This window comes from Kosakonia sp. HypNH10 (assembly GCF_029850615.1).
Lineage (GTDB): Bacteria > Pseudomonadota > Gammaproteobacteria > Enterobacterales > Enterobacteriaceae > Kosakonia > Kosakonia cowanii.
The window spans coordinates 19083-44136 of the sequence record NZ_JAOTIU010000012.1 but is presented as its reverse complement, the minus strand read 5'-3'; the positions used below and the strand labels follow the sequence as shown (position 1 = coordinate 44136).

Below are 25054 nucleotides of genomic sequence, written 5' to 3'. Positions count from 1 at the left end.
CCACGCGTTTTAATCCCCCCTCACCGCTAAAGGAAGTAGCCATGGTCACGCTTTACGTTCAGCTGTATAAAAACCGTATGGTTGTACGCAATCTCAACACCCAGCAGCAGGTTTCCGGCCATCAACCCTTCAGCAACCAGCGCATCATTATTGCTGACTTCTTTCTTGCGGAAAAACTGCTCCATGATTTGATCATGGAAGTTGCCCCTCACTCTTTCTGGCATGCCCTTCCCGGAGCCGGTAAGCTGGCCATTCTCGCTCATGCGCTGGAGATGAACGAAGGGGGGTTATCGGCGGTGGAAGAGCGTGCCATCATGGAAATGACCTTCGGCGCAGCACATGGTCGGTGTCGCGCGCCTTATGTTATTGCCAATCCCGCCCCGCTTAGCGATCCTCAGATTCTGGAGGCGCTACAGCAAGTTAAAAGGCCAAAACCACCGGGCAATAACAACCCTACCATCATCAGCTGAACCCTCACCGCGTAAGCCGTAATGTGAAACTTTCTCACCTTCCACCGGCATGCTCGACATTCAGACCATTTATGGGTATTGTCAGCTGTCTGGATGTCTAAACGTATAAACGTATGTTGTGAGGATATAAGTTATGCCGATTCGGGTGCAGGACGAGCTGCCGGCCGTCAATCTTCTCCGGGATGAAAACGTCTTTGTAATGACGACTTCGCGCGCGACAGTGCAGGAAATTCGTCCCCTGAAGGTGCTTATCCTCAACCTGATGCCGAAAAAGATCGAGACGGAAAACCAGTTCCTGCGGCTGCTCTCCAACTCCCCGCTGCAGGTTGATGTCCGCCTGTTGCGAATCGATTCACGCGAGTCGCGTAACACCCCCGCTGAGCACCTCAACACTTTCTACTGTAACTTCGATGAAGTATGCGACGAGAATTTCGACGGTCTGATCGTCACCGGCGCGCCGTTAGGCCTGGTCGAGTTTAACGATGTTGCCTACTGGCCGCAGATCGAGCAGGTGCTGGCATGGGCAAAAGATCACGTTACCTCAACGCTTTTCGTCTGTTGGGCCGTGCAGGCCGCGCTCAATATCCTTTACGGCATTCCGAAACAGACCCGCAGCGATAAGCTTTCCGGCGTATATGAGCATCACCTCTTACAGCCTCATGCCCTGCTGACGCGCGGCTTTGATGACTATTTTCTTGCGCCGCACTCGCGCTATGCCGATTTCCCGGCCGCGCTGATCCGTGATTACACCGATCTCGATATCCTGGCAGAAACGGCAGATGGCGATGCCTACCTCTTCGCCAGCAAAGATAAGCGCATCGCGTTTGTCACCGGTCACCCGGAATACGATCCTGACACGCTGGCGAGCGAATATTTCCGCGACGTGGAAGCGGGCCTGAAACCTGAACTGCCGCACAACTATTTCCCGCAAAACGATCCGCAAAACAAACCGCGTGCTTCATGGCGCAGCCACGGTAATTTGCTGTTCATCAACTGGCTCAACTACTACGTCTACCAGATCACGCCATACGATCTTCGTCATATGAATCCAACCTTGGATTAAGCGTTTCAGCTCCAGACGAGAGGCACCTTCGGGTGCCTTTTTTGTTTGCGAAAATCACTTCACTCCCCAGTAAAAATTTATCTCCATTCTGATCAATCACTTATCATGTATTTATAATTAAAATGGAAATTGTTTTTGATTTTGGAAAATTTATTGTCCAGGATTGATCTTGCTGCACGAAAACTGCACAACCGATCTTCGTTTGCCCTGGAAAATGAGTTCGCTGCCAAAAGAGGAGACCGCACCATGACACAACAGGCGACCACAACTGAAGAACTGGCCTTTACCCAGCCATTTGGCGCGCAGGAGAAGCAGATCCTGACGCCGGCAGCAGTAGAATTCCTCAGCGACCTGGTCGCGCGCTTCACGCCAAAACGCAATCAACTGCTGGCCGCGCGCATTCACCAGCAGCAAGAGATTGATAACGGCAAGCTTCCAGACTTTATTTCGGAAACTGCTTCCATCCGTGAAGGCGACTGGACGATCCGCGGCATTCCTGACGATCTGCTGGACCGTCGCGTAGAGATCACCGGGCCCGTCGAGCGCAAAATGGTCATCAACGCGCTGAATGCAAACGTGAAAGTATTTATGGCGGATTTTGAAGATTCGCTGGCGCCAAACTGGGGAAAAGTAATCGACGGGCAGATTAACCTGCGCGATGCGGTCAATGGCACCATCAGCTACACCAATGAAGCGGGAAAAATTTATCAGTTGAAGCCCGATCCGGCGGTACTGGTTTGCCGCGTGCGCGGCTTACACCTGCCGGAAAAACATGTCACCTGGCGCGGGGAGGCGATCCCAGGCAGCCTGTTCGACTTCGCGCTCTACTTCTTCCACAACCATAAAAGTCTACTCGCCAAAGGCAGCGGCCCTTACTTTTACCTGCCGAAAACACAAGCCTGGCAAGAGGCCGCCTGGTGGAGCGAAGTCTTCAGCTTCACGGAAGATCGCTTCAACCTGCCGCGCGGCACCATCAAAGCAACGCTGTTGATTGAAACGTTGCCGGCCGTCTTCCAGATGGATGAGATCCTCCACGCGCTGCGTGACCATATTGTCGGGCTGAACTGCGGGCGCTGGGATTACATCTTCAGCTACATCAAAACCCTGAAAAACTACCCGGACCGTGTGCTACCGGATCGCCAGGTGGTGACGATGGATAAACCCTTCCTCAGCGCCTACTCCCGCCTCCTGATCAAAACCTGTCATCGTCGCGGCGCGTTTGCCATGGGCGGCATGGCGGCGTTCATCCCCAGCAAAGATGCCGAACGCAATAACTGGGTGCTGAACAAAGTAAAAGCCGACAAGCAGCTGGAAGCGGATAACGGACACGATGGCACATGGATTGCGCACCCCGGCCTTGGCGACAGCGTGATGGAGATTTTCAACGCGGCGCTGGGCGAGCATAAAAACCAGCTTTTCGTAACCCGTGAAGAGGATGCGCCGATCCGCGCAGAAGAGCTGCTGGCACCCTGCGAAGGGGAGCGCACCGAAGAGGGGATGCGCGCCAATATCCGCGTGGCGGTGCAGTACATCGAAGCGTGGATCACCGGTAACGGCTGTGTGCCCATTTACGGTCTGATGGAAGATGCCGCCACCGCGGAAATCTCCCGAACCTCTATCTGGCAGTGGATCCACCACCAGAAGACGCTGAGCAACGGCAAACCGGTGACCAAAGCGCTGTTCCGCCAGATGCTGGCTGAAGAGATGCAGGTCATTCAGGAAGAGCTGGGTGAGCACCGTTACAGCAGCGGACGTTTTGACGATGCCGCACGGCTGATGGAGCAAATCACCACTTCCGATGAGCTGATCGATTTCTTAACCCTGCCGGGCTATCGCCTGCTGGCGTAACTACCCGGGCTAATTTGTTCGCCACGTTGGCCAGGGCAGCGTTCACCATCCCCGCTTATGACAAACAGGCTGCGGTGGGTGGGCTGGCCCTGAGCAAACGGCCTTCATCAATAACGCCTGGTACGCCAGGAGAAGAATAGGGAGCATCTGCATATGAAAACCCGTACCCAACAAATTGAAGCGCTGCAACAGGAATGGACACAATCACGCTGGGAAGGCATTCGCCGCCCGTACAGCGCGGAAGAGGTGGTGAAGTTACGCGGCTCGGTCAACCCGGAGTGCACGCTGGCGCAGCTTGGCGCAGCCAAAATCTGGCGTCTGCTGAACGGTGAGTCGAAAAAGGGTTACGTGAACAGCCTTGGCGCATTAACCGGCGGGCAGGCGTTGCAGCAGGCGAAAGCGGGCATTGAGGCGGTCTATCTCTCCGGCTGGCAAGTAGCGGCGGACGCTAACCTTGCCGCCAGCATGTACCCGGATCAGTCCCTCTACCCGGCTAACTCGGTGCCAGCGGTGGTTGAGCGCATCAATAACACCTTCCGCCGCGCGGATCAGATCCAGTGGTCGAGCGGCATTGAGCCTGGCGACCCGCGTTATGTCGACTATTTCCTGCCGATCGTTGCCGATGCGGAAGCGGGGTTTGGCGGCGTGCTTAACGCCTTTGAACTGATGAAATCGATGATCGAAGCCGGTGCAGCGGCGGTTCACTTCGAAGATCAGCTCGCCTCGGTGAAAAAGTGCGGCCATATGGGCGGTAAAGTGCTGGTTCCGACCCAGGAAGCGGTGCAAAAACTGGTGGCCGCGCGACTGGCCGCTGACGTGCTTGGCGTGCCGACATTAGTGGTCGCGCGTACCGATGCGGATGCCGCCGACTTGATCACCTCCGACTGCGATCCTTATGACAGCGCCTTTATTACCGGGGAGCGTACCAGCGAAGGGTTTTACCGCACCCATGCTGGCATTGAACAGGCGATCAGCCGTGGCCTCGCTTATGCTCCTTACGCTGACCTGGTGTGGTGTGAAACCTCGACGCCAGACCTGGCACTGGCGCGCCGCTTTGCCGACGCCATTCACGCGAAATTCCCCGGCAAGCTGCTGGCCTACAACTGCTCGCCCTCCTTTAACTGGAAAAAGAACCTCGACGACGACACCATCGCGCGCTTCCAGCAGGAGCTGTCGGATATGGGCTACAAATTCCAGTTCATCACCCTCGCGGGCATTCACAGCATGTGGTTCAACATGTTCGACCTTGCGCACGCCTATGCGCAGGGCGAGGGGATGAAGCACTACGTTGAGAAGGTGCAGCAGCCGGAGTTTGCCGCTGGTAAAGAGGGCTATACCTTCGTCTCGCACCAGCAGGAGGTGGGCACCGGTTACTTCGACAAAGTGACCACCATTATTCAGGGCGGAACCTCGTCAGTCACGGCGTTAACCGGATCGACAGAAGAGGCGCAGTTCGGCGTCTAATCGCGCACAACTGCATTGTGGCTGCCGGATGGCGCGGACGCGTCTCCGGCTTACACACTAATCCGGCCGTCACCTGGAGGTGCACATGTCGCGTGGCCTGGCGTTGTTAATTGCACAAACCATCCTGCAGGGTTTTGACGCGCAGTATGGGCGCTTTCTGGAAGTGACCGCCGGGGCGCAGCAGCGCTTTGAGCAGGCGGACTGGCACGCCGTGCAGCAGGCGATGAAACAGCGTATCCACCTCTACGATCACCACGTCGGTCTGGTGGTGGAGCAGCTGCGCTGTATCACCGACAGCCAGCATCCGGACGTGGAATTTTTGCAAGAGGTGAAAGCGCACTACACGCAGCTGCTGCCCGACTATCCCCGCTTTGAAATTGCCGAAAGCTTCTTTAACTCGGTCTATTGCCGCTTGTTTGATCATCGCTCTCTGTCGCCCGAGCGGCTTTTCATCTTCAGTTCGCAGCCTGAACGCCGTTTTCGCACCATTCCGCGCCCGCTTGCGAAAGCCTTCTGGCCGGAGCGCGGCTGGGAAGCGCTGCTGACAAAAGTGTTATCGGATCTGCCGCTGCGGCTGCCGTGGCAGGACAAAGCGCGTGACGTGCGTTATATCAGCGCTCACCTGCTGGAAGCCTTTGGCATGGATGCGCTCAACCACGCGCATTTACAGGTAGCGAACGAGCTTTTTTATCGCAATAAAGCCGCCTGGCTGGTGGGCAAACTCATCACCCCGGCGGGAACGCTGCCGTTTCTGCTGCCGATCCATCGCAGCGAGGAGGGGGAGCTGTTTATCGACACTTGCCTCACCACACACGCCGAAGCAAGTATCGTGTTTGGCTTCGCCCGCTCCTACTTTATGGTCTATGCGCCGCTCCCGGCGGCCACCGTCGAGTGGCTGCGCGAAATCCTGCCGGGCAAAACCACCGCCGAGCTCTATATGGCGATTGGCTGCCAGAAGCATGCGAAAACAGAGAGTTACCGCGAATATCTCCACTATGTCACTAACAGTGATGAGCAGTTTATTGAAGCACCGGGCATTCGCGGTATGGTGATGCTGGTGTTTACCCTGCCGGGGTTCGATCGTGTCTTCAAAGTGATCAAAGATGTGTTCCCGCCGCAAAAAGAGATGAGCGCCGCCCACGTTCGCGCCTGCTATCAACTGGTAAAGGAGCACGATCGCGTCGGGCGCATGGCCGACACCCAGGAGTTTGAAAATTTTGTGCTGGAGAAGCGGCAGATTGCGCCGCCGCTGATGGCGCTGCTGCTGGAGCAGGCACCGGGCAAAATCACCGATCTCGGCGATCGGATTGCCATCAGCCATCTCTATATTGAACGGCGAATGGTGCCGCTCAATCTCTGGTTCGAGCAGGTGAAAGGCCAGCAGCTGCGCGATGCGGTGGAAGAGTATGGCAATGCCATCCGTCAGCTTGCCGCCGCCAATATTTTCCCCGGCGATATGCTGTTTAAAAACTTCGGCGTGACGCGCCACGGCCGGGTGGTGTTTTATGACTACGACGAAATCTGCTACATGACGGAAGTGAATTTCCGCGATATCCCCGCCCCGCGTTACCCGGAAGATGAACTGAGCGCCGAGCCGTGGTATAGCGTCGCACCGGGCGATGTCTTTCCTGAAGAGTTTCGCCACTGGCTCTGCGCCGACCCGGAGATCGGCCCGCTGTTTGAAGAGATGCATGCCGATCTCCTTCGTGCTGACTACTGGCGTGGTTTGCAGGAGCGTATTCGCCAGGGGCACGTCGAGGATGTCTACGCCTACCGCAAACGCCAGCGCTTCTGCATTCGCTTCGCCCAAAGCGCGCTGCGGCAGGCGGGTTAATGCAGATGGGTGTTGTACTGCAACACCGAGTAGCTCAGGGAGCCAAACAGTAGCAGCGTCAACAGCATCACCAGAAAGGCGGCGGTGTTAGCTATGGCGCTGCGAAACAGCACGGTTTCCCTTGGCGTAAGCAGGATCGCAACCAGCGGCACAATAAAGGCGAAATGACCCACCACATCTGTGATGCCAAAGGGAATAAAGGCCAGCACCGCAATCAGCGCGAAGAGAACGATGCAGGTATAGCTTGCCAGTTTGCCGCTGTAGATATGCCAGATCAGGCACAGCTCCACAAACCCGCAGCCGCGCACAAAGAAAGCCCAGTCCAGCCCCATCGCCAGCCACGGGTGCGCGCCCAGCAACTGGAAATAGAGATTCGGCTGCATAAATTTCTCCACGGCGCCCCATAAAAAGGAGTAGCAGAGCATCAGCCGCACAAAGGCCATCACCCGCTCGTCGTTTTCTACCGGCAGAAAGGTCTGGCTGATGAGATAGATACCGAGGGCGACAAACAGCAGGTAATCGAGCATATGGAACGCGCCGTAAAGCTGCACCGCATAGCTATAAAGAAACAGCATCAGCAGCCCGGCGATAAAGCTGGTTTTCCGCGTCAAGGCGGTGATGGCAATAGCGAGGTGAATAAAGGTCAGCCACGGGTTGGCCACGATCAGCTCTGGGGTGAGGATCACTTGCGGGTAGAAGAGGCCGAGGATGAGAAAAAAGAGGCCGGTTCCCACGCGCATAATGGCAGGAACCCAGTGATGGGCGCGCTGAAGTTGCGGGCGAAAGCGCGGGATCTCAGGTAATGAGGGGAGGCGGCGATCGGCCAGCGACGTGGCGAAAATCACCAGCGTGGCGAAAACCAGCAGCGCCCAAAAGCTGAGTGAACCGGCAATCGCCGTCAGCGAGGCCGGGGCGATTTTGACGTCATAATCCACAAACCATTTCACATGCGCCCACACCGGAACAGGCAGCGCCAGCAGAAGGGCGGCAAGCGTACGACTATTACACTTCATCAAACAGAACCTCAGAAAGGGCATTGCCGCCAAAGTGCCACTGCCTGAGGGGGAACAACAATCAGAGATCCCTTCTATCGCCTGCGAGAGTGCCCGCGCGTATAGAGAGAACTCTTCTTTTAGGTGCGGATGCCACCGTAAGCCAGCGTCACCTCTTTTGCCGCGCGGATCACCATTGCGCCCAGCTCCGTGACGCGATCGTCAGTAATGCGCGAAATTGGCCCGGAGATTGAGATGGCGGCGAACGGCTCGCCGTGCTCGTCAAAGATGCAGGCGGCGACGCAGCGCAGGCCGAGCGCATGCTCTTCATCATCAAAGGAGTAGCCGCGTTTACGCGTCTGGGCGAGATCCTCTTTCAGATGCAGCGGCGACACCAGCGTGGCGTGGGTATAAGCGTGCAGCCCCTGGCGGTGCAGCAGATTACCAACCTGCTCATCATCCAGCCGGGAAAGAAACGCTTTTCCCGCCCCGGAGGCATGCATTGGCAGCTTGCCGCCAATCGGCGCGGACATGCGCATCAACTGCGTACACTGCACCTGATCGATAATGATCGCCTGATGATCGCTCTTATCCAGCACCGCCAGGTTCACCGTCTCGCCGGACTCCTCCATCAGCTTGCGCAGAATCGGGTGCACAATCGCCATCAGATTGCGGCTTTGCAGAAAGCTACTGCCGACGATAAAGGCGTGCGCGCCAATCGCCCAGTGCCCCAGCTCGCCTACCTGGCGGACAAAGCCCAGCTGCTGCATGGTGGTCAATAAACGGTGGGTGGTGGAGTTGGGTAAACCGGCCTGCTGCGCCAGCTCGGTCAGCGCGACGCTACTGTGTGATTCGGCGATCCACTCGAGCAATTTCAGGCCGCGCGTTAAGGATTGCACCTGCCCACCAGCGGGCGCGGCGGGAGCGGCGGCTTTTCTGCCACGTTTTGCGGGGACGGAAGCGACCATAGGAGCTCCTTTTCTGTATCGTGGAAATGGTTTTCGTTTTGCCAGAGTATAACGTAACTCCTTCGTGGACTGATCGGATGAGTTCGCCCAGACATATCGAAAAACGGCTCCACAGCTTGTTTATTGCCGCAAGTGTTTTGCCAGCTGACAATGTTGAGCGCAAAACGCAATGGTCTCTCTTACCTGGCTGAGAGGGTGCTCAGGGAATACCTCATCGTATTGCCGCTCGTCGCTCGGCAGACAGCGTAGCTTGCTTTCACGCAACCTGGCGAAAAGAGCGTCGGCGGATTCGATAAATTCGGGTTCCTCCTCGGCTGGTGCTTCATAGCCCTGGTGAAGAAGCAAGTTCGTGACGAACGCTTCGCGTATACCGGTATCGCCTTTTTCGATTGCTTCAGCATTAATCTGGAAAGTGCCCTGGCTTAAGGGGAGCCAGATAATCGCGACGTAATACATACCAAGCGAACCAGGTGTAGGGTCCCGATATTTAAATATGCCTTGCAACGCTGCCATTCCCTGAATATCGAGCGCTATCAGCTCCACCAATGCTCCATCGATTTTGGCCGTTTCCTGCTGCCAGTAGCGGGTAGCCGCGGCAATATCATCTAAGGCGAAGGGCCACTGCGTCGGTGGGAGCAGTTGCAGGCGCACTGCGTTTCGTTCTGGTGTAAACCACATCATAGTGGTTTCAAATGTCTCATACAGTTGCCACTTATCAACATTAAGTTTCAAGTCGCTGAGACGAGGTTTTTTATTGCCAAACAATGAGCGTAAAAACGACATAATCTGTTCCGTGACGAGGTGCGTTTGTAAAGAGGCAAAAGATTTAGCATACATCGGCAGCATCGCCCAAAACTTGAACAAGGAATTCCCCGGAAAGGTTAGTGACTGGCGCGGCAATCGAGCTTACAGGCGTTAAGTGAACTTCTCTCATATTCCCCCCGCGTCGCTTTTCCACCCTGTGACTTTATGCCAGTATGTCCTGCTGGCCTTTTGGCCTGATCTGGCGCCGTCGGGAGTGAGTGTGAGCAGCAACGTTGAGCAACTGAAACAGCAGTTAAGTGAACGCATTCTGGTTCTGGATGGGGGCATGGGCACCATGATCCAGAGCTATCGTTTAAGCGAGCAGGATTTCCGCGGCGAGCGCTTCGCCGACTGGTCCTGCGATCTGAAAGGTAACAATGACCTGCTGGTGCTCAGCAAACCGCAGGTAATTGCTGATATCCACGACGCCTACTTTGCAGCAGGCGCGGATATTATTGAAACCAACACCTTTAACTCCACCACCATCGCCATGGCGGATTACCAGATGGAATCCCTGTCGGCGGAGATCAACCTGGCTGCCGCGAAGCTGGCGCGTGCCAGCGCTGATAAGTGGACCGCGCAGACGCCGGATAAACCGCGCTATGTAGCCGGCGTGCTCGGCCCAACCAACCGCACCGCCTCCATTTCGCCGGACGTTAACGACCCGGCGTTTCGTAATATCTCCTTCGATCAGCTGGTTACTGCCTATCGCGAATCAACCCGCGCGCTGGTGGAGGGGGGAGCCGATCTGATCATGATCGAAACGGTGTTTGATACCCTCAACGCCAAAGCGGCGATCTTCGCGGTAAAAGAGGAGTTCGACGCTCTGGGCATCGATCTGCCGATCATGATCTCCGGCACCATTACCGATGCTTCCGGGCGCACGCTCTCCGGGCAGACCACCGAAGCCTTCTATAACTCTTTGCGCCATGCCGATGCGCTCACCTTCGGGCTCAACTGTGCGCTGGGGCCGGACGAGCTGCGCCAGTATGTGCAGGAACTGTCGCGCATTGCCGAGTGTTACGTCACCGCGCACCCGAACGCCGGTTTACCGAATGCGTTTGGTGAATACGATCTCGATGCCGACACCATGGCGGCGCAAATCGGTGAATGGGCGCAGGCCGGTTTTCTCAACATCGTCGGCGGTTGCTGTGGCACCACGCCGGAACATATTGCGGCGATGAGCCGCGCGGTTGCTGGTGTGCCGCCGCGCAAACTTCCGGAGCTGCCCGTCGCCTGCCGTCTCGCCGGTCTTGAGCCGCTCAATATTGGCGATGAAAGCCTGTTTGTGAACGTCGGCGAACGGACGAACGTTACCGGCTCAGCCAAATTCAAACGCCTGATTAAAGAAGAGAAGTACAACGAAGCGCTCGATGTTGCCCGCCAGCAGGTGGAGAGCGGCGCGCAGATCATCGATATCAATATGGATGAAGGGATGCTCGACGCCGAAGCGGCGATGGTGCGTTTTCTCAACCTGATTGCCGGTGAGCCGGATATTGCCCGCGTGCCCATCATGATTGACTCCTCCAAATGGGAGGTGATTGAAAAAGGGCTGAAGTGCATCCAGGGCAAGGGCATTGTTAACTCCATCTCAATGAAAGAGGGCGTTGAGGCCTTTATCCATCACGCGAAGCTGGTGCGCCGCTATGGCGCAGCGGTGGTGGTGATGGCCTTTGATGAAGTGGGCCAGGCGGATACCCGCGCGCGCAAAATTGAAATTTGCCGCCGCGCTTACCAGATTTTGACCCAGGAAGTAGGCTTCCCGCCGGAAGATATTATTTTCGACCCCAACATCTTCGCCGTGGCGACGGGGATCGAAGAGCACAACAACTATGCGCAGGACTTTATCGGCGCCTGCGAAGATATCAAACGCGAACTGCCCCACGCCCTCATCTCTGGCGGCGTGTCGAACGTCTCCTTCTCGTTTCGCGGTAACGACCCGGTGCGTGAAGCGATCCACGCTGTCTTCCTCTATTACGCCATTCGTAACGGTATGGATATGGGCATCGTCAACGCCGGTCAGCTAGCGATTTATGACGATCTGCCCGCCGAGCTGCGCGATGGGGTAGAAGATGTGATCCTTAATCGCCGCGACGACGCCACTGAGCGCATGCTGGATCTGGCGGAGAAGTATCGCGGCAGTAAAGGTGCCGATGAGGGTGCTGCTGCCCAGCAGGCGGAGTGGCGCAGCTGGGATGTGAAAAAGCGCCTTGAATATTCGCTGGTTAAAGGCATCACCGAGTTTATTGAGCAGGACACCGAAGAGGCCCGACAGCTGGCCGCGCGCCCGATCGAAGTGATTGAAGGGCCGCTGATGGATGGCATGAACGTGGTCGGCGATCTGTTTGGCGAAGGCAAAATGTTTCTGCCGCAGGTGGTGAAATCTGCCCGCGTGATGAAGCAGGCGGTGGCCTATCTGGAGCCCTACATTGAAGCCAGCAAAGAGAAGGGCAGCAGCAACGGTAAGATGGTGATCGCCACGGTAAAAGGCGATGTGCACGATATCGGCAAGAACATCGTTGGCGTGGTGCTGCAGTGCAACAACTACGAAATTATCGATCTCGGCGTGATGGTGCCAGCGGATAAAATCCTCAAAACCGCCCGCGAAGTGAATGCCGATCTGATTGGTCTTTCCGGCCTTATCACCCCCTCGCTTGATGAGATGGTCAACGTGGCGAAAGAGATGGAGCGTCAGGGCTTCACCATTCCGCTGCTGATTGGCGGCGCGACCACCTCGAAAGCCCATACGGCGGTCAAAATTGAGCAGAACTACAGCGGGCCGACGGTCTATGTGCAAAACGCCTCGCGTACCGTCGGCGTGGTCTCTGCGCTGCTCTCTGCCACGCAGCACGATGATTTTGTTGCCCGCACCCGCAAAGAGTATGAAACGGTGCGCATTCAGCACGCGCGTAAAAAACCGCGCACGCCGCCCGTGACGCTACAGGCCGCGCGTGAAAACGATCTCGCCTTTGACTGGGCGAGCTACACGCCGCCGGTCGCTCACCGCTTAGGTGTGCAGGAGGTCACGGCCAGTATTGAGACGCTGCGTAACTACATCGACTGGACGCCTTTCTTTATGACCTGGTCGCTGGCGGGTAAATATCCGCGCATCCTCGAAGATGAAGTGGTGGGTGAAGAGGCAAAACGGCTCTTCGCCGATGCCAACGAGATGCTTGATATGCTCGGCGCAGAAAAGCGGCTCAACCCGCGCGGCGTAGTGGGCATTTTCCCGGCGAACCGCGTCGGTGATGACGTCGAGATTTACCGGGATGAAACTCGCACTGAACTGCTGGCGCTGGGTTGCCATCTGAGGCAACAGACGGAAAAAATCGGCTTTGCTAACTACTGCCTCGCCGATTTTGTCGCGCCGAAACAGAGCGGTAAAGCGGATTACATCGGTGCTTTCGCCGTGACCGGCGGCCTGGAAGAGGACGCGCTGGCAGACGCCTATGACGCCGCGCACGACGACTACAACAAAATCATGGTCAAAGCGATAGCCGATCGGCTGGCGGAAGCCTTCGCCGAGTATCTCCATGAGCGGGTACGCAAAGTCTACTGGGGCTATGCGCCGTATGAAAATCTCAGCAACGAGGCGCTGATCCGCGAAAATTACCAGGGGATCCGCCCGGCACCGGGTTATCCGGCCTGCCCGGAGCACACGGAAAAAGGGACCATCTGGCAACTGTTGGATGTGGAAAAACATACCGGCATGAAGCTGACGGAGTCCTTCGCCATGTGGCCGGGTGCCTCGGTCTCCGGCTGGTACTTCAGCCATCCGGAGAGTAAATATTTCGCCGTGGCGCAAATTCAGCGTGACCAGGTGGAAGATTACGCGCGCCGTAAAGGGATGAGCGTGGCGGAAGTTGAACGCTGGCTGGCGTCCCATTTAGGTTACGATGCGGATTAAATTATACGGGGCAGGTTAATTGCCCCGTTTTTTCATTTCATTTTCACGAAACTATCGTGAAGCAGACATAATACAAATTTGAACTAAGAACATTCTTAAAGTATGATATTTTCTTAGGCCCTCATTCCGCTTCATGCGTATGATGGAGGCAGATTAAAAAGTAAGGTTGCTCTCTTTTTTGCGCTGCTTTTGGCTGTCATCAATTAAACGTGAGTATTATAAAATGGATATTTATGATATCAGGAAAAGAAATTTACTGCCGAAGGATTATGAGAATATCCTCGCTCCGGATATTGCAAAGAACATCATTAAAAAAGAGTACTTTATTGAAAGCAGCCCTAATAATCTTTTAGGCAGTATTGATGGCTACACCATTAAACCCCATCACGGTTTTAAATATGGTTTACCGCACGATCCGCTGGGCCATCAAAAAGAGAACTATATCGATAGCCTGATTGATAAAGGTATTGTGGTGGTGGTCAGGCCGAACGTCAGCGCACGCAACCGCTTCTACTATCCGTTCTTTATTTCCGAAAACGCTGAGCTGTTCTGCGTGCAGAGCCTGTCGTTCAACGCCGTCTTTGTACGTACGATTATTAACGGCTTTAAAGATAGCGTGGCGGTGCACGGGCGTCCGGCACCCACCCGCAGCGATTTCGCGCCGGTGACGGATGAGTTTGGCCCCGGCTACTGGAAAACCAGCGAAACGGACTTCCACGGTGTGAAGAATGCGGCGGTGATGCTGCTTAACCGTGCGACCAGTATGGGCGACGAAGGGCGCGTCTTCGGCTCCGACGGCAAAGATTATATGAACACCTCGCGCGATAAAATTCAGCTGTGGACGCCGCTGCCGGCAGACCTGGCATCCGATACGCGTGAGTTCCTCTATAATCGTTCGGTGATCCGCCGCTATGGCGAAAAGCGGACGATCTACCAGAAATATCTTGAGGGTGATGATGCCTGGGCGGTGTCAGGTAAATCATGGCACTGGATTCCAGGCGTAAGGGATGAAGATTATGAATTTAAGAAATAAAATATTTATCTTTTGGGGCGTGATGGACGTGCTGGCGCTGCTCGGATATCTCTTTTTTTCGATGCAGAGCGGTAACGTGCCCTTTTATTCTGACATCAGCGCGTTTTATTCCAACTATGGCCGCTTAGGCGTCAGTGGTGTGACGGGCGGATTAGTCCAGTTGATGTTCTTTATTAATATTGCATTAATTGTTTCATTAATATTTTCCGCGTGGTCGTTTCTGGCGAAGAAAAATATCAATATGATTTTCTTTGTCGTGCAGGAAATTGCCCGCGTGTTCTCATTAAAATGCTCTGTTGCGCTGATCCCGATGATGATGCATCTGAGTGGATTTAGCTCAGCATGGGGCGCGGTTGTGTTGTTTATGTTGTCGGAAGCGTTAAAAATTGGCTCGGTGGTCTGGGCGAAACGTAACGGCACCCCACGCGCGGATGCCGCTTTAACGCGTTAACCGCCAACGCCTCGCTTCTGTCACATAACTGTCATCTATTCTTACAACTCACAGGGCGCGGATTGCGCGCCCTGCGCCCGTCTCAGGTTTAACGCCTTATACTTACTTCATAAAGTTGCCGTATCCATGTGGATAACAGGCAGCGCATAACGATAAGGAGAAGCTGATTCCGTGTTAACTTTGCTACATCTTCTTTCTGCCGTCGCCCTGCTGGTGTGGGGCACACACATTGTACGAACCGGCGTCATGCGCGTGTTCGGCGCGCGTTTACGCACGGTGCTTAGCCGTAGCGTAGAGAAAAAACCGCTCGCCTTCTGCGCCGGTATTGGCGTAACCGCGCTGGTGCAGAGCAGCAACGCCACCACCATGCTGGTGGCCTCCTTTGTCGCCCAGGATCTGGTGGCGCTGACCCCCGCGCTGGTGATCGTACTCGGCGCGGATGTGGGTACCGCGCTGATGGCGCGGGTGTTGACCTTCGATCTCTCATGGCTTTCGCCGTTGCTGATTTTTGTCGGCGTGATCTTCTTTCTTGGGCGTAAACAGACGCGCGAAGGGCAGCTTGGCCGCGTCAGCATCGGCCTTGGGCTGATCCTGCTGGCGCTGGAGTTGATTGTGCAGGCGGTGACGCCGATTACTCAGGCGAATGGGGTGCAGGTGATTTTCGCCTCGCTGACCGGGGATATCATGCTCGACGCGCTGATTGGCGCGGTGTTTGCCATTATCAGTTACTCCAGCCTCGCCGCGGTGTTGCTGACCGCGACGTTAACCGCAGCCGGTATCATCTCTTTCCCGGTGGCGCTGTGCCTGGTGATTGGTGCCAACCTTGGCTCCGGGCTGCTGGCGATGCTGAATAACAGCGGGGCCAATGCCGCCGCCCGCCGCGTTGCGCTCGGCAGCCTGCTCTTCAAGCTGGTGGGCAGCCTGCTTATCCTGCCTTTCGTTCACCTCCTTGCTGACGGGATGCAGAAGCTGCCGCTGCCGGAGTCGGAGCTGGTGATCTATTTCCATGTCTTCTACAACGTCATCCGCTGTCTGGCGATGGTGCCGTTTGCCAGCCCGATGGCGCGCTTCTGTAAACGTATTATTCACGAAGAGCCGGAGCTGGATGCACGCCTCAAGCCGAAACACCTCGACAGCTCCGCGCTTGACACACCAACGCTGGCGCTGGCCAATGCCGCACGCGAAACCCTGCGCATGGGCGATGCGATGGAGCAGATGCTGGAAGGGCTGCACAAAGTGATGCATGGCGAACCGCGTCAGGAGAAGGAGCTGCGTAAGCAGGCCGACGATGTGAATGTGCTCTACACCGCCATCAAACTCTACCTGGCGCGCATGCCGAAAGATGAGCTGGCGGAGGAGGAGTCGAAGCGCTGGGGCGAAGTGATTGAGATGTCCCTCAACCTTGAGCAGGCCTCTGACATTATTGAGCGCATGGGCAGTGAGATCGCCGATAAATCCCTCGCCGCGCGGCGCGCGTTCTCCTTTGAAGGGCTGAAAGAGCTGGATGCTCTGCATGAGCAACTGCTTAACAACCTGAAGCTGGCGATGTCGGTCTTTTTCTCCCGCGATGTCACCAGCGCACGCCGGTTGCGCCGCAGCAAGCACCGCTTCCGTATTCTGAACCGCCGTTACTCCCACGCGCACGTCGATCGTCTGCATCAGCAAAACGTGCAGAGTATTGAAACCAGCTCGCTACACCTCGGCCTGCTCGGCGATATGAAGCGCCTCAACTCGCTCTTCTGCTCGGTGGCCTACAGCGTGCTGGAGCAGCCCGACGAAGACGAAACCCGCGAAGAGTATTAATCCACGCCGTGCCTGCGGGCACGGCAGCTTAGCGTTTGACTGTCAATTCAATACCCAGCGCTTTCATTACGGAGAGTGTCGTCTTCAGTGTCGGGTTTCCCTTTTCACTGAACGAGCGATAGAGCTGCTCGCGTGACAAACCGGTTTCTGCAGCGATGTCGGTCATCTCTTTAGCCCGAGCGATCACTCCTAATGCTCGGGCGATATAAGCCGCATCGCCGGTTTCCAGTGCATCCGCCATAAAGACCACTATCGCCTCATCGTTAACCAGTGCCGCTGCGGGATCATAAGGGGTTAATTTATTCATGGTAATCACCTGATGGTTTAAACACATTTTGCCAGGTATTTTGTACTGTTGAGCAAAAATACTCTTCCACTGATACGGAAAAAAGCCCCCCATTCTCTTTCTGGAAAGCGTCTCGCAGACTACTTTGCTTGCTTTCACATAGTGCATATATTTTAACGAGTTAGCGCACATTTCTCCGCCGCTGGGGCAAAAATCCATTTTTCTCTTCTGCCTAACAACGTTATATTCCGCTTTCAGAGGAGAACTTATGCTGCCAACCCAATCTACACGTTTAAACAAATACATTAGCGAAAGCGGAATCTGCTCACGCCGCGAGGCTGACCGTTACATCGAACAGGGCAACGTCTTTATCAACGGCAAACGCGCCGGCATTGGCGACCAGGTGGTGGCCGGAGACGTGGTGAAAGTGAACGGGCAACTTATCGAACCGCGAAGTGAAGAAGATCTGGTGTTTATCGCGCTGAATAAACCCGTTGGCATCGTCAGTACCACCGAAGAGGGCGAAAAAGACAATATCGTCGATTTCGTTAACCACAGTAGCCGCATTTTCCCCATTGGCCGGCTCGATAAAGATTCGCAGGGGCTGATTTTCCTGACCAACCACGGCGATCTGGTCAACAAAATCCTGCGCGCAGGAAACGACCACGAAAAAGAGTATCTGGTCACGGTCAACAAGCCGGTTACCGATGAGTTTGTTCGCGGGATGGGCGCAGGTGTGCCGATCCTCGGTACGGTAACCAAAAAGTGCAAAGTGAAAAGAGAAGCGCCTTTTACCTTCCGCATCACGCTGGTGCAGGGGCTTAATCGCCAGATTCGCCGCATGTGCGAACACTTTGGCTATGAGGTGACCAAGCTTGAGCGCACGCGCATTATGAACGTCAGCCTGACCGGATTGCCGCCCGGCGAATGGCGCGATCTTACCGATGATGAACTGATTGCGCTGTTTAAGCTGATTGAGAACTCCACCTCGGAAGCGAAACCGAAGGGGCAGAGCAAAGCGAAACCGCAGGCGGCGAAAAAGCCCGCGGTAAAAGCGGCGAAGCCGGAAGAGAAAAGCCGGGCGAAACCGGCCGGTAAACGCTTTACCCAGCCGGGCAGGAAAAAGAAAGGGCGCTAATCAGCGGCGTCCGCGCGTTTGCGTGGTTGCCGACCACGAAAAGGTGCTGTTCTCATCAGGTTTATAAGCCTGCTGCTTTTTCACCTGGCGGGCTTTCTTCGCGGTCGCTTCACGCTGCGCCATCAGCTTATCGATGTACTCTTTCTTAACATGGTTCGCCTCAGAGTTGCTCAGCGGGCGTCCATGCGCAATGCGGGCGCGATCGAGCAGCGTTTTAAGCTCCCGCTGTTCACTTTCGGTCATCTCTTTCTGCGTCAGTCTGGTCACGGCCATGGCATGTTCTCCTAAGGAAGTGTCTCGAGTCTACGCGATAACGTGCCAAAAGCGCAGGCAAGAACGCCATAACTGGAAATTGGCTCGCAGGTTATCGCTCAATGAGGATAACCGGAACGACGTGCTGCGTCCGGCATCCCCTTTCCAGTTAACTCACTTCGCGCTTTTCTGCCTGATGGCCCTCTACCGGTTTACCCGACCAGTAGCCCGCCAGCAGCGAGCCGGAAAGGTTATGCCACACCGAGAAGAGCGCTCCGGGCAGGGCGGCGAGTGGTGAGAAGTAGAGCTTGCCGAGCGCGGCAGCCAGCCCCGAGTTCTGCATTCCCACTTCGATAGCCAGCGTCCGGCAGGTGGACTCATCAAAACCAAACAGACGCCCGCCCCAGTAACCGCTGAGCAGACCAATCGCGTTGTGCAGGATAACCGCCACAATCACCATCAGCCCAACAGACGCAATGTGTGATGCGGAACCGGCGACCACCGCGCTGATGATGGCCAGAATACAGACCATCGAAAAGGCGGGCAGCCAGGGTTCTACCGCTTTCACCACCCGCGGGAAGAGGTAATGAACAATCAACCCCAGCCCAATCGGGATCACCACGATTTGCAGGATACTCAGCAGCATCCCCATCACATCGACCTGGATATGGGCATCGACATAGAGGCGCGTCAGCAGCGGCGTGGCGATAACACCCACTAGCGTTGAGACCGAAGAGATAGTCACCGACAGCGCGACATCGCCTTTGGCGAGATAGATCATCACGTTGGATGCGGTTCCGCTGGCGACGCTGCCGACCAGCACCATTCCTGCCGAAAGATCCGGCGGCATCTTGAAAATCATTGCCAGCAGCCATGCCGCCAGCGGCATCACCAGGTAGTGAAGAAACGTACCCGCCGCGACGGGGGCCGGTCGGGAGAGCACGCGCTTAAAGTCGTCGAGGGTCAGATGTACGCCCATGCCGAACATAATCAGCATCAGCAGCGTGGTGACCCACGGGCCGATAGCGACAAATGTCGGCGGGAAGAAGTAGGCGAGAACAGAGAGCAGCACGGCCCAGAGCGGGAACAGCCGCGTGAAGGTTGCGAGCATGGGGATTTCCTTGCGATGACATTGTGTTGTGTTATTCCCCGTTCTCGTAAACGATTCGGGGGTTTATTAACGGCCGGGTTCGAGCCCGACCATAGCCAATGTTTATCGTGCTAAGGATTAATATTCAAACGAATTATGATGAAGATCGTTTATGTTGCGCCGCGCACGCTCTCCCAGCTCAGGCCAAAGCGTGCGAGATATTTACGCAGCCGGTCAGCATCATTGGGGTTGGCCTTTTTCTGCCGCGATACCGCAAACAGTTCCCGGCCCGCTTCAGAAAGGCTCTGCGTGCGGCGACACACCTCCACCACGCTCTCCAGCTGGCGTCGGTCGAAGAGATCCAGCGTCTCCATGTCGACCGGCAAATCGCCCATTGATGGCGCACCGCGCCAGTTGTACTCCAGCCGCGCGATCTCCTCCGCCACCAGCGCATCGGTGATGCGGCCCTGTTCCGCCAGCGTTGCCATGCGGGCAATCGAGGTGCTCAGCTCGCGGAAGTTGCCGCGCCACGCCGCCTGCACCGAGCAGGCGAAGGCCAGGTATCGCTCGCGCGCCCCTTTGTCGAAGCGGATCTGCGTCTGCTGCTCAAGGCCAAAACGCTGCAACTCATACTCGATATTGGGCGCGATATCCTCCCGCCGCTGCGCCAGCCCCGGCAGTTCAAAGGTCCACATATTGATGCGCGCGTAGAGATCCTCCCTGAAGCGCCCCTCATCAACCCACTGCTGCATATTGCGGTGGGTACCGGCAATCAGCTGGAAGTCACTCTGCACCTCTTTATCCGAGCCGAAGGGGAAAAAGGTCTTCTCTTCAATCGCTTTTAACAGCATCGCCTGTTCATCCAGCCCCAGCTCAGCGATCTCATCAAGAAACAGCACTCCGCCATCCGCTTCGCGCAGCAGCCCGGTTCGCGCCTGCTGTGCACCGGTAAACGCCCCCTTCACATGACCAAACAGCGTCGACATGGCGTTATCGCCGCGCAACGTCGCGCAGTTCACCGCCACCAGCCGCCCGGCAACGAGATGGCGGGCGTGGCGTAGCTGAAAGATGCGTTTTGCCAGAAACGATTTTCCCGCCCCGGTCGGGCCGGTAAGCAGAATCGGCGCAGAGGAGCGCAGCGCCACGCGCTCAATCTGATCGATCATGCGGTTAAAGGTGGCGTTGCGCGTATCAATACCCGATTTCAGGAACGAGACCGACTGCTGCTGCTCGCGCTGAAAACGGCTGGTCAGTGTGGCATAGCGGCTTAAATCGAGATCGATAACCGAACAAACGCCCGCTGAGATCTCTTTATCGTTCGCGCCTCTCACCGCCGGGCCGGTTTGTAACAGGCTGGCGGGGAGGTAGCGCGCTTCGGTGAGCAGGAACCAGCAGATCTGCGCCACGTGCGTCCCGGTGGTGATATGCACCAGGTACTCTTCATTGTCGGTATCGAAAGGGTAGTGGGTGGCGAAATCGAGAAACGCGGCGTAGACCTCTTCGAAATCCCACGGGTTTTTGATCTCCACCGGGTGGTTGCGCACCTCGGTGCGCGGCGAGAGCACTGCGATATCTTCTGCGGTTTGCGTCGCCAGCCCTTCATCGCGCGGCTGGTGGATCAACTCCAGCCTGTCGACAGGAAAATCCGCTTGCTGGCAGAGCGCCACCGTCGGTCGCCATTTGCGAAAGCGGTTATGCCGTTTCCCGCGTTTATCCAGCACTGTTCCCAGCACCCCAATCACAACCCGACGTTTCATCTTTATCCTGAATAATAAAAGGCGATATATAAAGATAAGAAATCTCGTAGGCTGGCACAATGCCTGGCATCGCCTTAAAAAATTAAATCATTTATTTTCAATAAGATAAAAATTTATTTTCTTGTTTTCCTCTTTTTGGCACGCCTCTCGCAATAGTTACCTCGTCAACACGCTGAGTTCGCTGGGGTTATTCACCCCGCCGGCGCATCAGGAGCGGCAAGCGCCGTTTTCCCGGAGGCGTTCCGTCAGTGCAGAGACATCTGCGGAAAATCGGTTATTGATCGGGTTCGACTCCCGAATTCGCAACCATTATCTCTCCAGATAATCATGATGCAGTACCCCGTCATCGCGCAGTTTACGGTGACATGAGACGACCGCCGATAATGGCGCCGGGCGGCAGGCAAAACAGTGTTTCCCCTGTCGCTTCGCCCCTGCATTCGCGGTCGTAACAACAAAAATAAGAGGGATCAGAGATGACCAACAAAATCACAATTCGAAAAGGTCAGTTAGCGTTACTGGCAAAAGAGGGCGACTACTACCAGGTTCTGGAAACCGGAGAGCACCGTCTGCCATGGTTTGGTAAAAAACCGGATGTGCTGATCGTTAACCGCGACGGCAGCGAAGTGCCAGCCGGGCTTGCCGAGTATTTGCGCCGTTTCCAGCCGGAGTGGGCGGAAAAATATTGCCTGGCAGCCGATCTGGGCGATAACGAAGCGGGCGCGCTCTACCTGAACGGCATGCTGCTGGAGATTTTGCCGCCTGCTACGCGTCGTCTTTACTGGAAAGCGGACGACACCCTGACGCTGGTGCGTATCAATACCGACGAGGTGAGCGTCCCGGCCGATATTGTTAACGCCGTATTGCAGCCGAAACGTGGCGCGGCGGTAAAAGGGCGCGACGCAATCCTCGTGGTGCAGGTGCCCGCCTGGCATGCGGGTGTGCTGAAAATTGATGGTGAAACCCAGGCGCTGTTACCGGCGGGTATCAGCGGTTACTGGAAAGTGAACCACCTGGTGGAAGCGGAAGTGGTCGATCTGCGCCTGCAGGTGCTGGAAGTGAGCGGCCAGGAGATCCTGACCAAAGATAAAGTGACCCTGCGCCTCAACCTGGCGGCGAACTGGCGTTACAGCGATCTGCTGAGCGCGTTTGCCCAGTTGAGCAAACCGCTGGATCACCTCTACCGTGAATTGCAGTTTGCCCTGCGTGAAGCGATCGGTACCCGCACGCTGGATGAGCTGCTGGAAGATAAGCAGATTATTGCTGATGTGGTTAGCGTACAGGTGGCGAACCGCATGGCGGCCTTCGGCATTGAAGTGGCGTCGCTTGGCGTCAAAGACATCATCCTGCCGGGCGAGATGAAAACCATTCTGTCGCGCTTAGTCGAGGCAGAAAAGTCGGCGCAGGCGAATGTGATCCGCCGCCGCGAAGAGACCGCCGCCACCCGTTCGTTGCTGAACACGGCGAAAGTGATGGAGAGCAACCCGGTGGCATTGCGCCTGAAAGAGCTGGAAACGCTGGAGCGTGTCGCAGAGCGCATCGATAAGATCTCGGTCTTCGGTGGTCTCGACCAGGTATTGCACGGCCTTGTAAACATTAAAGGGAAAGATAATGCAGCATAACGATTACAACCTGCTGGCGCGTGAAAACAGCGCGCCGGTGAAGATGTGGACCCACGGCGTGCCGGTCGAGCCAGAAGCGCGTGAACAGTTGCTTAACACCGCCAAAATGCCGTTTATTTTCAAACATCTGGCGGTGATGCCGGATGTGCACCTCGGGAAAGGTTCCACCATTGGTAGCGTCATTCCGACCAAAGGGGCGATTATCCCGGCAGCGGTCGGCGTGGATATCGGTTGCGGCATGATTGCCGTGCGCACCTCGCTGCTGGCAAGCGATCTGCCGGACAACCTGAGCGGGCTGCGCAGCGCCATTGAGCAAGCTGTGCCGCACGGGCGCTCGGTAAACCGATCGAAGCGGGATAAAGGCTCATGGTCAAGACCGCCGGAAGAGGTGGATGTGCACTGGGCGTCGCTTGCGCCGCGTTTTAAGCGGCTGACGGATAAATATCCGCGTTTGCTGAAAACCAACAATTATCAGCATCTGGGAACATTGGGCACCGGTAACCACTTTATTGAGGTGTGTCTGGATGAGCAGCAGCGGGTCTGGGTGATGTTGCACAGCGGTTCGCGCGGCGTGGGTAACGCCATCGGCAACGTCTTTATCACCCTGGCCCAGCAGGATATGCAGCAGCATATCGCCAATCTGCCGGACAGAAACCTCGCCTATTTCCGCGAGGGGAGCAAGCACTATGACGACTATCTGGAAGCGGTCGAGTGGGCGCAGGATTTCGCCCGTCATAACCGGGAAGTGATGATGTCGCGCGTGCTGGCAGCGCTGTCGAGTATTGTCACTAAACCCTTTATGACCCAGCAGGAAGCGGTGAATTGCCACCATAACTATGTGCAAAAAGAGACGCACTTTGGTGAAGAGGTGCTGGTCACGCGTAAAGGCGCGGTTTCGGCGCAAAAAGGGCAGATGGGGATCATTCCCGGCTCAATGGGCGCGAAAAGCTTTATCGTGCGCGGGCTGGGAAATGAGGAGAGCTTCTGCTCATGCAGCCACGGTGCCGGGCGCACCATGAGCCGTACCGCGGCGAAAAAGCGCTTTACCGTTGAAGATCAGATCCGCGCTACCGCGCATGTGGAGTGCCGTAAAGACAGCGAGGTGATCGATGAGATCCCTATGGCCTATAAAGATATCGACGCCGTGATGGCGGCGCAGGCCTCGCTGGTGGAAGTGGTGCATACCCTGCGTCAGGTGGTGTGCGTAAAAGGATAAAAGGGTGAAAAGATGGAACAGCACGGAGTAGATGCCGCCATGCGTGAACGCGTGCGGCTCGAGTTAGAGGCAGTAGAGCGCAAATATGATGTGAGAGTGCTCTACGCCTGCGAATCAGGCAGTCGCGGATGGGGCTTTGCCTCGCCGGACAGCGATTATGATGTGCGCTTTTTGTATGTGCACAAGCCGCAGTGGTACCTGCGCGTTGAACCGCAGCGCGATGTGATCGAGCTGCCGATAGACGCAGAGCTGGATGTTTGCGGCTGGGAGTGGCGAAAAGCGCTGGGGTTATTGAAGGCCGCAAACCCGACGCTTATCGAGTGGCTCGATTCGCCAGTGGTCTATCAGCAGGATGAGGGCGTGCTGGCGGCGTTACGCGATCAGGTGCCGCACTGGTTTTCACCGGTTCGCGCGCGCTGGCACTACTACGCCATGGCGAAGAAGAACTTTCGCAGCTACTTGCAGGATGAGCAGGTACGGCTGAAGAAATACTTCTATGTGCTGCGTCCTCTGCTGGCGGTGCGCTGGATAGAGGCGGGGAAAGGGATGCCGCCGATGCGTTTCGCCACCCTGCTGGCAGGGAGCGATCTCGGCGCGCCGCTGCGGGCTGAAATCGACGAGCTGCTGGAGGTGAAGCAGCGCGCAGGTGAAGCGCAGTACGGCGCGCGTCGGCCGTTGATGCATGACTTTATCAGCCGGGAGCTGGCGCGCGGTGAAGTGGCGGATGCATTGCCCGAGAGCCGCAGCGGAAATGTCCGCGATCTCGACCAGTTGCTGTTTGAAACGGTGATGGCCTAATCATGCCGGGTGGCGCTACGCTTACCCGGCCTACAAACGACCATGGAGTTGAAATATGCATGGTTTGCGTAGGCCTGATAAGGCGTAGCCGCCATCAGGCAGAACCACGATATTGTGCCAGGTTTTGGCTCCGGACAGGTTTTGTTGCCGGGTGGCGCTGCGCTTACCCGGCCTACAAAGGGCCATGCAATTGAAATATGTATGGTTTACGTAGGCCTGATAAGGCGCAGCCGCCATCAGGCAGAACCGCGGTATTGCGCC

The 25054-nt window shown here is 56.2% G+C and carries 20 protein-coding genes; 13 read left to right on the top strand and 7 right to left on the bottom strand.

Going from position 1 to position 25054, the window contains the following annotated elements; all coding sequences use genetic code 11:
* The 5 genes from N7V53_RS21835 to aceK form a co-directional block, all read left to right on the top strand.
* A partial coding sequence (locus N7V53_RS21835) for a YjaA family stress response protein (protein WP_279794923.1) occupies positions 1-470 on the top strand: 470 nt, incomplete at its 5' end.
* A gap of 133 nt (positions 471-603) precedes the next feature.
* Positions 604-1533, top strand: a complete 930-nt coding sequence (gene metA, locus N7V53_RS21830; protein ID WP_023478504.1) for a homoserine O-succinyltransferase — start codon at positions 604-606, stop codon at positions 1531-1533.
* Positions 1534-1779: 246 nt separating this feature from the next.
* Entirely contained in the window at positions 1780-3381 is a 1602-nt protein-coding gene (gene aceB, locus N7V53_RS21825; RefSeq protein ID WP_279794921.1) for a malate synthase A, read from the top strand.
* Positions 3382-3534: 153 nt separating this feature from the next.
* Positions 3535-4845, top strand: coding sequence for an isocitrate lyase (aceA, locus tag N7V53_RS21820; RefSeq protein ID WP_023478373.1), 1311 nt, complete (start codon positions 3535-3537; stop codon positions 4843-4845).
* Between the two features lie 85 nt (positions 4846-4930).
* On the top strand, positions 4931-6679 hold the full coding sequence (aceK, locus tag N7V53_RS21815; protein WP_279794919.1) for a bifunctional isocitrate dehydrogenase kinase/phosphatase: 1749 nt from the start codon (positions 4931-4933) through the stop codon (positions 6677-6679).
* On the opposite strand, the gene N7V53_RS21810 is transcribed toward aceK, so the two are convergent.
* The 3 genes from N7V53_RS21810 to N7V53_RS21800 all read right to left on the bottom strand — a co-directional run bounded on the left by N7V53_RS21810 (position 6676) and on the right by N7V53_RS21800 (position 9503).
* Complete coding sequence (locus N7V53_RS21810) at positions 6676-7692, bottom strand: hypothetical protein (RefSeq protein WP_279794917.1); 1017 nt, start codon at positions 7690-7692, stop codon at positions 6676-6678. The genes aceK and N7V53_RS21810 overlap by 4 nt on opposite strands.
* Positions 7693-7811: 119 nt before the next feature.
* Positions 7812-8639 (bottom strand): glyoxylate bypass operon transcriptional repressor IclR, encoded by an 828-nt coding sequence (gene iclR / locus N7V53_RS21805; RefSeq protein ID WP_023478496.1) that lies wholly within the window; start codon positions 8637-8639, stop codon positions 7812-7814.
* Between the two features lie 120 nt (positions 8640-8759).
* On the bottom strand, positions 8760-9503 hold the full coding sequence (locus N7V53_RS21800) for a hypothetical protein (RefSeq protein WP_279794914.1): 744 nt from the start codon (positions 9501-9503) through the stop codon (positions 8760-8762).
* A 160-nt stretch (positions 9504-9663) separates the two neighbouring features.
* On the opposite strand from N7V53_RS21800, the gene metH reads away from it, so the two are divergent.
* The 4 genes from metH to N7V53_RS21780 all read left to right on the top strand — a co-directional run bounded on the left by metH (position 9664) and on the right by N7V53_RS21780 (position 16637).
* Entirely contained in the window at positions 9664-13350 is a 3687-nt protein-coding gene (gene metH, locus N7V53_RS21795) for a methionine synthase (protein WP_279794913.1), read from the top strand.
* Between the two features lie 223 nt (positions 13351-13573).
* Positions 13574-14383, top strand: a complete 810-nt coding sequence (locus tag N7V53_RS21790; protein WP_023478360.1) for a hypothetical protein — start codon at positions 13574-13576, stop codon at positions 14381-14383.
* Entirely contained in the window at positions 14358-14834 is a 477-nt protein-coding gene (locus tag N7V53_RS21785) for a hypothetical protein (protein ID WP_023478446.1), read from the top strand. Before N7V53_RS21790 ends, N7V53_RS21785 begins: the two co-directional genes overlap by 26 nt.
* A 171-nt stretch (positions 14835-15005) precedes the next feature.
* A complete protein-coding gene (locus N7V53_RS21780) occupies positions 15006-16637 on the top strand; it encodes a Na/Pi cotransporter family protein (RefSeq protein ID WP_279794911.1) in 1632 nt (543 codons plus the stop codon).
* Positions 16638-16665: 28 nt separating this feature from the next.
* Here N7V53_RS21780 and N7V53_RS21775 read toward each other — a convergent pair whose 3' ends face one another.
* On the bottom strand, positions 16666-16944 hold the full coding sequence (locus tag N7V53_RS21775; RefSeq protein ID WP_279794924.1) for an addiction module antidote protein: 279 nt from the start codon (positions 16942-16944) through the stop codon (positions 16666-16668).
* 247 nt (positions 16945-17191) lie between these two features.
* Here N7V53_RS21775 and rluF point away from each other — a divergent pair, with 247 nt between their 5' ends.
* The gene (rluF, locus tag N7V53_RS21770) at positions 17192-18061 is read left to right on the top strand and encodes a 23S rRNA pseudouridine(2604) synthase RluF (protein ID WP_023478466.1); all 870 of its coding nucleotides are present in this window, start codon (positions 17192-17194) and stop codon (positions 18059-18061) included.
* Here the strand turns inward: rluF and N7V53_RS21765 are convergent, their stop codons facing one another.
* The 3 genes from N7V53_RS21765 to rtcR form a co-directional block, all read right to left on the bottom strand.
* Positions 18062-18334 (bottom strand): DUF3811 domain-containing protein, encoded by a 273-nt coding sequence (locus tag N7V53_RS21765; RefSeq protein WP_042712605.1) that lies wholly within the window; start codon positions 18332-18334, stop codon positions 18062-18064.
* A 148-nt stretch (positions 18335-18482) separates the two neighbouring features.
* Positions 18483-19424, bottom strand: a complete 942-nt coding sequence (panS, locus tag N7V53_RS21760; RefSeq protein ID WP_023478339.1) for a ketopantoate/pantoate/pantothenate transporter PanS — start codon at positions 19422-19424, stop codon at positions 18483-18485.
* 149 nt (positions 19425-19573) lie between these two features.
* A complete protein-coding gene (rtcR, locus tag N7V53_RS21755) occupies positions 19574-21160 on the bottom strand; it encodes an RNA repair transcriptional activator RtcR (protein ID WP_279794910.1) in 1587 nt (528 codons plus the stop codon).
* 473 nt (positions 21161-21633) lie between these two features.
* Between rtcR and N7V53_RS21750 the strand changes: the two genes are divergently transcribed.
* Genes N7V53_RS21750 through N7V53_RS21740 form a run of 3 tightly spaced genes read left to right on the top strand, consistent with a single transcriptional unit; the run spans position 21634 to position 24793 of the window.
* Positions 21634-22779 (top strand): slipin family protein, encoded by a 1146-nt coding sequence (locus N7V53_RS21750; protein ID WP_279794909.1) that lies wholly within the window; start codon positions 21634-21636, stop codon positions 22777-22779.
* Positions 22769-23995 (top strand): RtcB family protein, encoded by a 1227-nt coding sequence (locus tag N7V53_RS21745; protein ID WP_042712614.1) that lies wholly within the window; start codon positions 22769-22771, stop codon positions 23993-23995. The genes N7V53_RS21750 and N7V53_RS21745 overlap by 11 nt, the downstream gene beginning before the upstream one ends.
* Before the next feature lie 12 nt (positions 23996-24007).
* Positions 24008-24793, top strand: a complete 786-nt coding sequence (locus N7V53_RS21740) for a nucleotidyltransferase domain-containing protein (RefSeq protein WP_279794908.1) — start codon at positions 24008-24010, stop codon at positions 24791-24793.
* The last annotated feature ends 261 nt before the right edge of the window (positions 24794-25054 follow it).

Coding starts and splice junctions, on each gene's coding strand:
- metA (WP_023478504.1), top strand. CDS start 604: ATGCCGATTCGGGTGCAGGACGAGCTGCCGGCCGTCAATCTTCTCCGG.
- aceB (WP_279794921.1), top strand. CDS start 1,780: ATGACACAACAGGCGACCACAACTGAAGAACTGGCCTTTACCCAGCCA.
- aceA (WP_023478373.1), top strand. CDS start 3,535: ATGAAAACCCGTACCCAACAAATTGAAGCGCTGCAACAGGAATGGACA.
- aceK (WP_279794919.1), top strand. CDS start 4,931: ATGTCGCGTGGCCTGGCGTTGTTAATTGCACAAACCATCCTGCAGGGT.
- N7V53_RS21810 (WP_279794917.1), bottom strand. CDS start 7,692: ATGAAGTGTAATAGTCGTACGCTTGCCGCCCTTCTGCTGGCGCTGCCT.
- iclR (WP_023478496.1), bottom strand. CDS start 8,639: ATGGTCGCTTCCGTCCCCGCAAAACGTGGCAGAAAAGCCGCCGCTCCC.
- N7V53_RS21790 (WP_023478360.1), top strand. CDS start 13,574: ATGGATATTTATGATATCAGGAAAAGAAATTTACTGCCGAAGGATTAT.
- N7V53_RS21785 (WP_023478446.1), top strand. CDS start 14,358: ATGAAGATTATGAATTTAAGAAATAAAATATTTATCTTTTGGGGCGTG.
- N7V53_RS21775 (WP_279794924.1), bottom strand. CDS start 16,944: ATGAATAAATTAACCCCTTATGATCCCGCAGCGGCACTGGTTAACGAT.
- rluF (WP_023478466.1), top strand. CDS start 17,192: ATGCTGCCAACCCAATCTACACGTTTAAACAAATACATTAGCGAAAGC.
- N7V53_RS21765 (WP_042712605.1), bottom strand. CDS start 18,334: ATGGCCGTGACCAGACTGACGCAGAAAGAGATGACCGAAAGTGAACAG.
- panS (WP_023478339.1), bottom strand. CDS start 19,424: ATGCTCGCAACCTTCACGCGGCTGTTCCCGCTCTGGGCCGTGCTGCTC.
- rtcR (WP_279794910.1), bottom strand. CDS start 21,160: ATGAAACGTCGGGTTGTGATTGGGGTGCTGGGAACAGTGCTGGATAAA.
- N7V53_RS21750 (WP_279794909.1), top strand. CDS start 21,634: ATGACCAACAAAATCACAATTCGAAAAGGTCAGTTAGCGTTACTGGCA.
- N7V53_RS21745 (WP_042712614.1), top strand. CDS start 22,769: ATGCAGCATAACGATTACAACCTGCTGGCGCGTGAAAACAGCGCGCCG.
- N7V53_RS21740 (WP_279794908.1), top strand. CDS start 24,008: ATGGAACAGCACGGAGTAGATGCCGCCATGCGTGAACGCGTGCGGCTC.